Here is a 13,043-nt window from a genome sequence, read left to right on the forward strand (position 1 = left end):
GTTACGGATGATCGCGGACGATCGGCTACCCCCCTTGGGACCATCCATAGAGGATATCCTCCCTATCCCCCGCCTCCTGGAAGTCTACAGGACACTCGCGGTTTCCTGGCTCCCTAGTGTCATGCAAGCCTCCTGATGAGGTATCACGAGCCCCCTAAAGCCTCCTACCACGAGAGGATGCGGCGCGCCTCTTTGCGGACTCTCGGTCAGCCGCCGCAGGCGATACGCCGCTACTCAAGACCGGCAGTTTGACCGTCCTACGAGTCCGCTGGGGCAGGCGCCACCGGGCGGCGCAGCCAGCTTTGCCACAGGTTCCCTCTGGAACAATCAGCCGTCCATTGCCGCCACGGCTTTTCTGAATCTTCTGATGGCGGCTTCCTCAGCATCGACCCTCTCGGCTTCATCGCGGAGACGCTCGCCTCTGGACCGGTATTCTCGGTCAATCTGTGCCTGCAAGGTGGCCATGACCTCGCCACGAGTCTTCCCGGACATATCTGCTTCCAGATCGGTGGAGGTTTGCAGATATGGGAGAAGGGCACGGGCGGCGGCGATGAGTTCGTCTGATGCAGTCATTGCGAAGATCCTTTCGGAGCGGCGCGCGGCCAGCTTCCTTACTGGTTACAATTGAAAACGATAGGGGCGCCGGGTGGCATTCGCCAGCGTTGGATGCGGCTCAAGCCGCATTCTGGGCTGGCCGCGGTCGATCCACAGGCGGCGTTCAGCCCGGATAACGGCGCGAGCGCATTCCGACGCCATCAGCGTTTTTTATGGGTAAAGCCGCGCTGGCGTAGAATCGCGACAGCGTCGCCGGATCGGCTTGGACCCCGTGCTCGCTCATCAGCCGGGCGCTCAGTTCGGGCATGGTGATGTCCGACTCCTCCTCGACGACTTTCACCCGGCATAGGCCGCAAGCTTGCCGCCTCCGGGCGGGCGGCCCCTGCCGCGGACATCATCAAAGGCACCCCGCCGTCGACGGTGACACGATTGAGGTCAAAGAGCAGAAGATCAAGCTTCTGGACGTCGGCGCGCCCGAAGCGGCTCAGCGCTGCCCCCGCTAGTACAAGTTTTATGCCCTTTCAAAGTGCCTAATCGAGCCGGCGGCGAGTTCCTGGTGCGTGATGTAGGCCTACATCACATATCTTGCCCGCAAGTTTGGCCGCACTATCCCGCATTATTCCGCATTTTGCTGCACCGACCGCACCATGCCGCATCAAAGTTTGATAGGGTCCGAAACTGGCCAGCCCATGGAGCCAGCCGGCAACCGGATCCGACCCGATTTGCGTGAGACATCGCGCTGGATCGATAATGCAGGCCGAGTGACCCCGGCTTTTCAGAATACAGCCAGTCAAGCGCAGCTGAAAAATCAGGACTTGAGCCTCGCGGAGCGTGGTGAAAATTTCGCCGTTGAGCAACTCATCGCGCAGCTTCGAATTGAAGCTCTCATTGTAGCCATTCTCCCATGGGCTGCCGGGTTCAATATAGAGGTCTGCACGCCAATCCGGCCGAGCCAGCGGCGCACCGCCTTGGCGGTAAATTCGCTGCCATTATCGGATCTTATGTGTTCCGGCGGGCCATGGATGGTGAACAGCTCGGTCAGGCAGAAGCGAACGTTTATCGTGAGCGACAAGCGCTCACAATATGCAGAACATCGTCGGAGTTCAGCTTGCGCGCCGTGACGATGGCGAGGCACTGGCGCGTAAACTCATCAACGACCGTCAGCAGGCGGAACAGCCGGCCGTCTTGCGTCTGGTCCTGGACGAAATCATAGCACCAGACATGGCCGGTGCGCTCCGGCCGAAGACGGATGCACGACCCGTCATTCAGCCAGAGACGGCCGCGTTTAGGTTGTTTCTGCGGCACTTCGAGCTCTTCCCGCCGCCAGATGCGATAGACCCGCTTGAGGTTCGCCCGCCAGCCTTCGACGCGAAGCAGCGCGGTGATCCGGCGATAGCCGTAGCGACCGTAAGTCGTCGCCAGCGGATGATCGCCGCAGTCAGCGCTTCTTCATCTCGCGGATGATGGGCCGCCGACGCTGCGTCGCGCGCGGCTGGCCAATCACGGCGCAAGCACGGCGCTCCGAGACATCAATCCGGGAGCGCGCGCGCCGGACACAGTCCCGGCGGCGGGAAGGGCTTAGTATTTCCCCCAAGCGCCTCCTTCAGGATCAGCTTGTCCAAGGTCAGCTCGGATATCGCTTTCCGAAGCCGCTCGTTCTCGCGCTCCAAATCCTTCAGTCGTTTTGCCTGGTCTTGGCTATCAGCCCGCCATAGTCGCGCCGCCACCGGTAATAGCTCTGTTCTGAAAGGCTCAGGCCTTTGCAGATCAAACCAATCGACTGCCCCTGGCCGAGGCGAACCTCCGCCTCGCGCAACATCCCGATAATCTGCTCCGTGGTAAACCGCTTCCGTGCCATTCCTCGTCCCCCTTCATCGGGTTGGAAATAGCCGGCTTCTCTTAATCAAATTGGTATCGGTTCAGGGGAACAGACCAAGTTGCAGGCGCGGTCTGTGTTATCTGGATCGAGGACAACCCGGAGAAACCCGATCGCTACAAGCCGGACGATGAAATCATCCGTCTGCGATATTGGGACGGCACGCCCTTCCTGCCCGATAGCGCCCAACGTCGATCGAATTTGTAAACGCGACTGCGGACGTGCGGATTTCCGCAGGTGCGCGAGACGATTCAGTAATAATGTGCGGCAGCCGCCGGGGCTGCCCCCGCCGGCTGCCTTCCGCATCTTAGTCGATCCTCGGCGCCGGTCCAGGGCCGCGCGCGAGTTGCAATTCGAGCCGTTTCAGTTCGCGCAGCACGCGGTTGGCCTCGATGGTCGGCAGCACCGCCATCTTGATTATCAGCGACGTCAGCAGCAGCACCGAGGACGGCAGCCCCCAGCGCAACTGCGTGACCGGATCGACAGCGGCAAAGAACATCCACGCTGCCCAGACGCCTGCGACAAAAAGCAAAGTCTGCACCGCGAACAGCACGGCGTTCACCCATCCGGCCCTGCCGCTGAAGATGCCGAATACCTGGCCGAAAAAGCCCGGCTCCTCGCCGATCCGCCGCAGCAGGTCGCGCTCCTCCTCCTCAATCGCCCGGTCGATCAACCTGTCCAGATCGCTCATTGCTACCTCCTTCGAGCACGGCGCGCAGAGTGCGCCTTGCATGCATCAGGCGAGTCTTGACCGTGCCCGCCGGAACGTCGAGGGCGACCGCCACTTCGGCGACGCTCATGTCTTCGAGATGGAACAGCGCGACCGCGGCGCGCTGGCCGGCCGGCAGCGCCCGGATCGCCGCGCGCAACGCATCGATATCCGACGGCTCGGCAGTCTCGGCATACGCGGGTGGCGGCTCGGCCGCGATCGCCTCCACCAATCGCCGCCGCCGCTGAATGCCGCCGATCAGCCTTGCCGCGCGCCGCGAGACGATCCGGTAGGCCCAGGCCGGGAAGGCGCGCCCGTCCTCAAGCGCGCTGATGCCGCGGACGATCTCCGCCCAGGCGTCCTGGACGGCGTCGCTGGCTGCCTCGCGGTCGCCGAGCAGCCGCCAGCCATGTGCGAGCAATTTGCCGTTCCAGCGCTCGACGAGCATGGCGAGCGCCTTGCGATCGCCGAGCCGCGCCGATGCCACGAGATACTCTTCGAGGATCCGCGCCTTGGCCTGCGCTGCTATTCCGCCGCCTAACGGTTTCATGCGGAATAGGTGGCGGGAAATGCGCGAGCGGTTCAATGGGCGGGGAGAAAATCCGGTGGCGTTTTCGGGCGGCCGGTTACGGAAACGCACTCATCACTCTGCAGCATTCCCAGCGGCGCCTGGGACCAGGTCCTCCGCTATTAACTTCGCCCTGATCCCAGGAGGAATCCACCTCGCTGTCGACAGCCCTGGCCCACAGCGCGATCTGATTTCAGTTTGGAATGGCAGTTTTTGCCGTGGAAAGTCCCGCGCCCGGCAGAGACTGGCGCGTGCATTGGGGGGCAGCGTCAGTCACTGACGGCTTCTAAAGCTGTTGGATGGCGTGAACCTCATCCTCAGTGAGAGCGGCGAACTCTTGTGTTCGCGCTCGTTTCGACAGGGTTCCTCCTTGCTGACTTAGAAAGCGGAACAGGAGATCCACCGTGCGATCAGGCATGTCGACGATGGATTGCAGTCGGGAGCAGAATTGGTCGTAGCGGACCAGGAACCGCGCTTCCCGCGGCAGATCCTCGAAAATTGTCTGCTCGATCGCTGCAAACAGAAACTCGGCGTGCGGCGTTGCGTCGAAGTAGCGATAGAAATCCGCAGTTTCGTGGGTCACCACGACGTTGCCATTAGGCGTCGCCCGCCACTCTATGGCCGGGAGCAGGCGCGTTGAATAGGTCTCAAGAACTGTCCGGTATGCATCGATCCGATCGAGAATGGCGGAAGAGACTGGGAAGACCACACCCGGCGGATGGAATTTCCGATGCGCCAGAGTGTAGTGAATAAGGTAGCGGTGCAGGCGACCATTGCCGTCTTCGAACGGGTGGATATAGACGAAACCAAACGCGAGGCAGGCTGCAGCAAGAATGGGATCGCGTTCACTACCGGCTCCCATGTCGAATGCAACCAAGCCATGAATGAGGCTGTCTAGGTCTTGTGGGCTGGCATCGATATGGTCCGGCAAGGGCATTCCGGTCGCACGTTCATGTTCACCGACAAAGCCGCCCTCCAGTCGAAGCCCCATCCGCGTAAAACGCTGATCCTCGATGACGATCCGCTGGAGGCGGATCAGCTCGGTCAGGTCGAGCGCAGTTATGCCGGCCTGCCCGATCGCGCGTCCCCAGCGCTGAATGCGGCTATGGGGCGCGCGTTCGCAGTTCATCGTGGGTGCGGGCGATTGCCTGCAACACAAGACCTCGGCGCGTTCCTGTCCTGGTGTCGGAACCGGTTGGCAAACCGCAGCAGCGCCCGGCAAGGCCGACAAGAAACATCAATCACGAATTCACGCGGCACCTGCTCTGGTACGAGTGACTGCCCAGCGCGCGCAGGCGTTCACCATGTCTTTCGGCCGCGGTCGGCCGGCCATCTCGGCTTTGAACTCGGCGAGCAGCGCGTATTTGTCCCAGCCTCGTGCCGCCATGTGAAGCTTGTCAACGAGTCGGTCGCACATCTCCAGCGGCTCGACACCTAAAGGCACGCCGGGCGCGTCGCCGCGCTGCCGGTGGTCTCGGCCGGTGGCTGGCTCCGCTTTCGCTTCAAATTTGCGTGCGCCTTTTTCTATATATTTTTTCTCTAAGAAGACTCTTTCTTTTGTAGGTGCGGATTCCGCCTGACATGGTTTTTTCAGGGTGTGGTTGGAGCCTGTTTTTTCAACCACAAACGGCTTTTCAGTGCCCTGGTGAAAAACCGTTTCGATAGAACCACTTACCTTCGGAGCGGCTTCGGGCAGATCTTGCCCGGCGTCGCCTTCCACCTGGTGAAAGGCCCCCTTGGTGTGGGTGAACGTGAAGCACGATGGGCCTAGCGTACCGTCGGCATTTCGCAGCCGCTCGAACCTGACATAGCCTGCCTCGCAAAGCTCACGCATCAGGCTGTCCAGCTTGTCCCGTCCTATGCCATGCTTCTTCATCGCCCACGATTTGTGGAAGACCCAATTGTGCGGGAGCGATAGTGTCCGCAGCAGCAAGGCATGCGCCGCCAGCGACAGGCTGTAGTCTTGCAGGCAAGCATTAGGGAGCACGGTGAACCCGCCTTCTAAGGGGGCACCGTTGCGGAAGATGGCGCTAGCGATGCTCATTGCCCACCCTCACGAAACAGAGGGCGATAGACCGGTCCGGCGGTTATCTCGATCAGGCCAGCCCGCTTAGCGAACTCAGCGTGCTTCTTGACGGTGCGCCGATCCATCGCAACGTTTGCGCAGAGTCTCGCAAAGCTCGGGGTGATGAAATCGCCGCGGTCCGATGTCTGCTGCACGAGCATGCAGCAAATCAGTTTTGCACGGGCCGGCATCTTGGCGGCGATGACGGCCTTATACCAAGCCTCTGCCGCGGGGATGCAAATCTGCAAGGTGACTTCGTCGGCATTATCGCCTAGAACGCGATTAGCACGCAGCATTGAATTTCTCCAATGTTCACGTGCATGCTTATGAGTGCTGGTGACGTTCTAAGTAGTTGATTCCATTGGCAACGACTTGCCCTCCGAAGGCAAAGGTCAGAGGTTCAAATCCTCTTGGGTGCGCCAATTTCCTGTTTCTTGGAAACAGGTCTAACTTAGCCAAAATCAACATCTTAGCCTGCCGCACTGGTATCAAACGGTGCGATCAAATGCGGCTGATCATGGGCATCGTACGTCACTCGAATGGGGTGTTTTACGCGCGGAAGAAAGTTCCAGCGCGCCTCGAAAAGGCGGTTGCAATGGTCACGAATGCAAAGACGCCACGCGTCTCCTGGCTGGACCTCCGCACTCGGGCGAACTGCGCCTCCTGGCAAGTGCGGGCGCGTCGCGAAGCTTGGTGAGATGCAAAGTTGGCAGGACCCGAACAAGATGGGTTTGGGCGCGTCGCTGGCATCGGGCACGCTGGGCGAACTTTGGGGTGGGGATACATGTCGTCCGGATGGTTGATTACGCTTTATCTCGTCTCCGCTCTGATCGCCGGCATTGCCGGCGCAACTGTCGCGCGGGCAAAGAATCGGTCTGGCTTATTCTGGATGGTGGCGTCGTTTCTTTTCCCCCCTCTTCTTTTTGTACTTGCAGTTTTACCCAGGAGCATGAGTGTCCGAATTGAGACGCCCGCCTCCGAAGATTCGGATAATACGGATGACTTTTGAGCCGCGTGGGTGGTTGGGACCGCCTGAGACTTGATATGGTCGTCGGCCGGTTTAACGTGAGGGCCATCACGATCAGGCGACGCAATCGCGCAGTTCGGCGAGAGCCGGCAGAGATCACTTGCGATTTTGGAGGAGACGAACAACCGGTGGCATCTACGCGCTCGAAAGATGGGTGGTGTTGAAGGGCGCCGAGAACAAGGACGCCGCCTGATTTCATCGACACCGCATTTCGGCCGAATCCGCCTTACTGAGTGCCGCGACGCGATTTGACGCTGACGCGTCGGCTGCGAGCCGCGCCTTGAAACGCGACAGGTATGGCGCGGTGCGGCTTATGGGCGATCCCGAGACCTCGGCCGGCGTGCCGAACGCCACCACATGACCGCCTTCGTCACCTGCACCAGGGCCGATATCCATGACCCAGTCGCTGGCGGCGGCGACGCGCATGTCATGCTCCACCACGATGACGGTATTGCCGGATTCGACCAGCCCGTCGAGTTGTGCGATGAGCTTCTCGACGTCAGCCGGGTGTAGTCCCGTGGTGGGCTCGTCAAGGACGTAGAGCGTTTGGCTACGCTGCGCCCGCTGCAACTCGGTGGCAAGCTTGATCCGCTGGGCCTCGCCGCCGGAAAGCTGCGTCGCCGGCTGGCCAAGTCGCAGATAACCCAGGCCAACCTGCCGCAGCACATCGAGGGACCGGCGCAGGTGCGCCTCCTCGGCAAAGAATGCGAAGGCGGCATCGACCGTCATTTCCAGGACGTCGGCGATGGTCTTGTCGCGGTATTTTATTTCAAGGGTTTTGGCGTTGTAGCGAGCGCCATGACAGGTCGGACACGGTGCATACACACTGGGCAGGAACAGCAATTCGACGCAAACAAAGCCCTCGCCCTCGCAGGTCTCGCAGCGGCCTTTGGCGACATTGAAGGAAAAGCGTCCGGCGTCGTAGTGACGGGCGCGCGCCGACTTGGTGGCCGCGAAGATCTTGCGAACGTAATCGAACAGCCCTGTGTACGTCGCGAGGTTGGACCGTGGTGTGCGTCCGATCGGCTTTTGGTCGACGACCACCAATCGCTTGACGCCCTCCATTCCGCTCACGATCCGGCCGCCGAGTGTGGTCACGACGGTCCGCTCGAGTTCGTCGCCTTCATCGTCGATCGAGGGGACGGGATGGCCGAGCTGTTCTGCAATCAATTCCACCAGGACCTGGCTCACCAGGCTCGACTTGCCCGAGCCGGAAACGCCAGTAACGGTGGTGAATATTCCCAAAGGAAAATCGACATCGAGTTCATGGATGTTGTTGCGAGTGACACCACGCAATCGCAACCAGCTCTTGGGCGAGCGCGGCGTTCGGTTTGACACAATCTCGTCGCCGAACAGGTAACGGCGGGTTTGCGATTCCTCTACGTGCTGGAACCCTTGCAGCGGACCGCTGTAGAGCACATGGCCGCCGAGTTCGCCGGCGCCGGGCCCGACGTCGACAATCCAATCCGCATGCCGGATCACATCGATCTCGTGTTCGACCACGAACAGCGAATTGCCGGACGCTTTCAATCGGTCGAGCGCCGTCAACAGCGCCTCGGTGTCCGCGGGATGAAGTCCGGCGGAGGGCTCGTCGAGCACATAGACGACGCCGAACAGATTGGAATGCACTTGGGTTGCCAGCCGCAGGCGCTGCAGTTCGCCCGGAGAAAGCGTCGGGGTACTCCGCTCCAGCGAAAGATAGCCAAGCCCGAGGTCAAGCAGGACCGTGAGGCGGCTGCATAGGTCCTCGGCGATCCGATGCACCACCAACGCCTTCTCCGGATGCTCCACCTTCAGCTTGGTCAGGGTAGGGGCGGTGGCCTCGGCATAGGGACGCAGGAGGTCAGACAGCCTGACCAGCGGAAGCCTGGAGATATCGGCAATATCGAAGCCGGCGAACTTGACCGACAGCGCTTCGTGGCGAAGCCGCTTGCCATGACAGAGCGGGCATTCGGTACTTACCATATAGCGCGATACCCGCTTCTTGATCGATGCGCTTTCAGTGGTGGCAAAAGTGTTCAGCACATAGCGTCTGGCGCTGGAGAAATTGCCGCGGTAACTGGGCTCCTCCTTGCGCCTGATCGCCCTTCGCGCCTCGTCCGCGTCATACCCGATGTAAACCGGGACCACCGGCTGCTCGTCCGTGTACAGGATCCAGTCGCGGGTTTTTTTCGGCAATTCGCGCCACGGACGATCAACGTCGTGGCCGAGCGAAATCAGCATGTCGCGCAGGTTGCCGCCATGCCAGGCGGGCGGCCAAGCTGCGATCGCGCGCTCGCGAATGCTTTTGGAATCATCCGGCACCATCGAGCGTTCGGTCACCTCGTAGACCCGACCGAGCCCATGGCACCGGGGACAGGCGCCCGCTGGCGTATTGGGCGAAAAAGCCTCGGCGTCGAGATGCGCCTGGTGCCGTGGATAATCGCCGGCGCGCGAATACAGCATGCGAAGCAGGTTGGACAGCGTCGTTACGCTGCCGACGGAAGAACGCGTGGTCGGCGACCCGCGCTGCTGCTGCAAGGCCACGGCCGGGGGCAGGCCATCGATTTCGTCAACCTCGGGAACCGCCATCTGATGAAACAAACGCCGCGCATAGGGCGAGACGGATTCGAGATAGCGCCGCTGCGCCTCCGCATAGAGCGTGCCGAACGCCAGCGATGATTTGCCTGAGCCGGACACGCCAGTAAACACAACGAGGGCATCGCGGGGAATGGTAAGATCGATGCTTTTCAAATTGTGCTCGCGTGCGCCACGCACGCGAACGAACCCCCCCGGAGTCTCGTCCGTAACCTTTGTAGTACGAGGCTTGTTAATTTCTAACATTTACATCCGCCGCAGCCAGCAAAACGCATGACATCAGAGCGGAGTTCCGATGACACTGATGGCCATCAAGGCAGCGCCATCGATGGTTGCTCAGGCGTGAACTTTTAATGTTGAAATCAGCTTGGGCGGATCGATCCCGAATTTCTTGGGAGAGCCGTCATGGAAGATCTGATATGCGTCGACTGTCGCCGAAATGCGTCATGATCAAGAGCCAATACATAGCGGCGTTTCAGGCCCACGGACCCTGTACCTCGTTCGCGTTCCAGGGATAGCGGCGTGGAGCGTGCTGAACCGTGACCCACTGATCGGTCGTGAAGGCCTCGATCGCCCAGTGACCGTTGAACCGGCCGATCCCGGAATTCTTCTCGCCGCCGAACGGGCTGTTGGGCAGGTCGACGATCGACTGATCGTTGACGTGCGCCATGCCGACCTGCATGCGATTGGCAAATTGCTCGCCACGCTCGAGGTCGCGCGTGAAGACCGCCCCGGCCAGCCCGTATTCCGTGCCGTTCGCGATCCTCAAGGCGTCTTCCTCGCCATGCGCGCGGATGATGGGCGCGACCGGACCGAATATTTCGCGCTGCGCCAGCTCCATGTCATTCCTCACATCCGTAAAGACGTGAGGCGGCAGAACAAGTCCATCCGGCTCACCGCCGAGCACCTGCCGGGCGCCCGCATCGCGAGCGTTCCGAACGAGCGCGAGAAGCCGCTTCATTTGAGACTCGTTGATGATGGGACCAACCACCGTGCTTGCATCATTGGGATCGCCAACCTTCAGACCTTTGACCCGTTCGACGAAGCGATCGACGAAGCGGTCGTAGACCTGATCGTCCACGATGAGCCGATTGATGGCGATGCAGATTTGACCCTGGTGCAGGAACTTGCCGAAAACCGCCGCTTCGACCGCATGATCGAGGTCGGCGTCGTCGAGCACGACGAAGGGACCATTGCCGCCAAGCTCCAGATCAACCCGCTTCAGCATCGGCGCCTGCGATGCGAGTTCGCCGATATGGCGGCCGACAGGCGTTGATCCGGTGAACGAAATGACCCGGGGCGTGGGGTGCCCGACAAAGGCATCGCCGATCTCGCTGCCCCCGGCGACGATGACATTGAGCACCCCGCTGGGGAGCCCAGCCTCCTCAAAGATCTTCGCGAGCAGCAAGGCACCCGTGACGGGCGTGTCGCTGGCCGGTTTGATGACCACGGCGTTGCCGACGGCGAGGGCCGGCGCCACAGAGCGCATCGAGAGATGGAGGGGCCAGTTCCAAGGGCTGATGACGCCGACGACGCCGACCGGCTTGCGATAGACCCGGCCTTCCTTGCCTTTAATGTCGGTGGGCAAGTTGGGTGCCTCGACGAGGTAAGGCGCCGTGGCCGACCACTGCAGGATCGCGTGCGCCGACTGCCATTCGAGATTGGCCTTGAGGCGCGTGCTGCCGGCTTCGGCGACGAGCCAATCGACAATCTCCTCTCGGCGAAACTCCATCACATCCGCCGCGCGCCGCATCACTTGCGCGCGCTCGAGCGGTAGCTTGGACATCCAGTGCTCGTGCGACTCGAGGGCGGCAGTAAAGGCATCGTTGAGGTCGCCCTGGTTCGCCTGCTCAATCGCTAGGATGACCTCTCGGCTATAGGGATTGCGGTCCTCGAGCGTCCGCTTCGAGCTGCCGCTCCGCCACCTGCCGCCAATGAGCATCTGGTCAAAACCGGAGTAGGGTCGGGGCCCTGCTTGCTTACGTCTCGTGGCGTTCTGCATGATCGGACCTTCGATTGGGTTGTGAGTGGCAGTAAGTCGAACAAGCTAAGTTGGATCAGGGCGCTCGACGAGTTTCGGATGGTCGGTGCCGTACTCGCCCGTGAGTTCAAAGATCTTCATTCGAGCCTCCTAACGTTCGCGCGATGGGCCGGGGCCTGCCGTCGCATCATGCGGCAACGCGGAGCACGATCTTGCCGAGGACGTGATGTTGGGCGAGGCGCTCGTGGGCCCTGGCCGCTTCGCCGAGGGGAAAGCCCTGGGCAATTGCGATCACCGGCTTAGAACCTACGATAGCGCGTTCCAGGCGCTCGAATTCGCGGACGCCCGCCACTGCGTCATAGGCGAGGATTTCAATACCCGGACGCTTCTTGGGCTCAGGATCGATGCCATTGGGATACGCCACTCGACCGCCTTTTCGCACAGCATCGATGCAGCGCTCGACTTCGGAACCGACCAGGGCGAGAACGGCATCGACGCCCTTGGGCGCGAAGCGCTGCGCGACGGCGGCGATGTCCTCGATCCGGCCGTTGACGACCTCGTCGGCGCCGAGCCGGCGCGCGAAATCCACTCCGTCATCGCTGGATACGGTCGCGAGAACGCGCCCGCCATGCCACTTGGCGAACTGGACGGCAAGGCTGCCGACGCCGCCTGTTGCACCGTGGACGATAATGCTTTCGCCTTGGCGGAGGTGGATCGCATTCTCGATCCCCTGCAGAGCCGTCAGCCCCGTGGTCGGGATTGCTCCGGCATGTTCGAGATCGAGCGATTTGGGTATGGGGGCGACTTTCTCGGAGTGCACCGCGACATACTCCGCGTAGAAGCCGCCCTTGGGGTTGAGGAAGCTGTATGAGTAAACCTCGTCGCCCAGAGAGAAGCGGCGAACCGTCGCTCCGAGGCCTACGACAATTCCCGACCCGTCTGTCCCGAGAACGAGTGGGAACTTCGCCTCACCATCGATTGCGCCCTCTCGCATTTCAGCATCCCAAATCCCGACGCCGGCGGTGTCGACTGCGATCAACACCTCGTTGGCATCAAGGGCGGGCGTCGGAAGCGAGTGCATCGTGATGACTTCGGGTCCGCCAAATCGGTCGATGGCCGCTGCCCGCATCGTCTTCGGCACGTCGGGCTCAAGCCGGGCTCCAGCCGCCGTGTCAGCGTCATGAGTTCGCGTCATTGCCGATACTCCTCTCTCGATGCGATCACACGGCGCAGACGCTCTCAGCATTCGCGGACATCCCAACTACCCCCTGTGAAGGCAGGGAGGTCGTCCGGCTATTGCGCCCGCATTGCGCAAATCGGCCCTCAGTGAGTGCCACGAGGGCGCGGCATCCGCGTCGATCGATGTCCACGAACCTTGGCACATGGCGGCGACGGGCTTCCTTCCGGCGTGATCTGGAGCGTATCCGGACGCATCGCATCTCAGCCCCTTGAGCAGTCATTCTGTCGATTGCCGTGGGCAGTGCGCTCATCAATTCCGCCGGTTGAGCCATGCAGTCTCATCTCGCGGATGTGTCTTACCGAATTCGATCGTATCGAAGCTGCTCCAGTCCGGCGTTGATAGCAGTCAGTATTTGCTGCGCCCTAACGGACTGGTTCATCATCAAGGAGATTGATGGTGATGGTCACCGAACAGGTCATGAGTGGAGAAGTGCAGCCAACAGCGT

At 61.2% G+C, this 13,043-nt stretch carries 10 protein-coding genes, 1 tRNA gene and 1 pseudogene; 1 reads left to right on the forward strand and 11 read right to left on the reverse strand.

Annotation, left to right across the window (positions count from 1 at the left end):
* Positions 1-327: 327 nt before the first annotated feature.
* The 8 genes and pseudogenes from BLEFHOIH_RS09665 to BLEFHOIH_RS09705 form a co-directional block, all read right to left on the reverse strand.
* A complete protein-coding gene (locus BLEFHOIH_RS09665) occupies positions 328-573 on the reverse strand; it encodes a hypothetical protein (protein ID WP_088344829.1) in 246 nt (81 codons plus the stop codon).
* Positions 574-718: 145 nt separating this feature from the next.
* Positions 719-895 carry a hypothetical protein gene (locus BLEFHOIH_RS26620; RefSeq protein WP_170937086.1) on the reverse strand — a complete coding sequence of 59 codons (177 nt, stop codon included), beginning with the start codon at positions 893-895 and terminating at the stop codon, positions 719-721.
* A 466-nt stretch (positions 896-1,361) separates the two neighbouring features.
* A pseudogene (locus BLEFHOIH_RS27240) lies at positions 1,362-2,413 on the reverse strand (IS3 family transposase); the annotation flags it as partial.
* A 325-nt stretch (positions 2,414-2,738) separates the two neighbouring features.
* The gene (locus BLEFHOIH_RS27010) at positions 2,739-3,122 is read right to left on the reverse strand and encodes a DUF6768 family protein (protein WP_210191679.1); all 384 of its coding nucleotides are present in this window, start codon (positions 3,120-3,122) and stop codon (positions 2,739-2,741) included.
* Positions 3,085-3,726: a sigma-70 family RNA polymerase sigma factor gene (locus BLEFHOIH_RS09690; protein ID WP_210191680.1), complete on the reverse strand. Its 642-nt coding sequence runs from the start codon at positions 3,724-3,726 to the stop codon at positions 3,085-3,087. The genes BLEFHOIH_RS27010 and BLEFHOIH_RS09690 overlap by 38 nt, the downstream gene beginning before the upstream one ends.
* Before the next feature lie 268 nt (positions 3,727-3,994).
* The gene (locus BLEFHOIH_RS09695; RefSeq protein ID WP_088344839.1) at positions 3,995-4,837 is read right to left on the reverse strand and encodes a Fic family protein; all 843 of its coding nucleotides are present in this window, start codon (positions 4,835-4,837) and stop codon (positions 3,995-3,997) included.
* 120 nt (positions 4,838-4,957) lie between these two features.
* Positions 4,958-5,752, reverse strand: coding sequence for a hypothetical protein (locus BLEFHOIH_RS09700; RefSeq protein ID WP_088344841.1), 795 nt, complete (start codon positions 5,750-5,752; stop codon positions 4,958-4,960).
* Positions 5,749-6,069: a hypothetical protein gene (locus tag BLEFHOIH_RS09705; protein WP_088344843.1), complete on the reverse strand. Its 321-nt coding sequence runs from the start codon at positions 6,067-6,069 to the stop codon at positions 5,749-5,751. The genes BLEFHOIH_RS09700 and BLEFHOIH_RS09705 overlap by 4 nt, the downstream gene beginning before the upstream one ends.
* Positions 6,070-6,121: 52 nt before the next feature.
* On the opposite strand from BLEFHOIH_RS09705, the gene BLEFHOIH_RS09710 reads away from it, so the two are divergent.
* A tRNA-Arg gene (locus BLEFHOIH_RS09710) sits at positions 6,122-6,195 on the forward strand.
* Between the two features lie 800 nt (positions 6,196-6,995).
* Here the strand turns inward: BLEFHOIH_RS09710 and uvrA are convergent.
* From uvrA to BLEFHOIH_RS09725, 3 genes are all read right to left on the reverse strand, one after another.
* Positions 6,996-9,623: an excinuclease ABC subunit UvrA gene (uvrA, locus tag BLEFHOIH_RS09715; RefSeq protein ID WP_088344845.1), complete on the reverse strand. Its 2,628-nt coding sequence runs from the start codon at positions 9,621-9,623 to the stop codon at positions 6,996-6,998.
* A 229-nt stretch (positions 9,624-9,852) separates the two neighbouring features.
* Positions 9,853-11,379 (reverse strand): aldehyde dehydrogenase family protein, encoded by a 1,527-nt coding sequence (locus BLEFHOIH_RS09720; RefSeq protein WP_245296946.1) that lies wholly within the window; start codon positions 11,377-11,379, stop codon positions 9,853-9,855.
* Between the two features lie 166 nt (positions 11,380-11,545).
* Positions 11,546-12,553 (reverse strand): NADP-dependent oxidoreductase, encoded by a 1,008-nt coding sequence (locus BLEFHOIH_RS09725; protein ID WP_210191681.1) that lies wholly within the window; start codon positions 12,551-12,553, stop codon positions 11,546-11,548.
* Positions 12,554-13,043: the final 490 nt, after the last annotated feature.

Source organism: Rhodomicrobium sp. R_RK_3 (assembly GCF_002198715.1).
In the GTDB taxonomy this organism is placed as follows: domain Bacteria; phylum Pseudomonadota; class Alphaproteobacteria; order Rhizobiales; family Rhodomicrobiaceae; genus R-RK-3.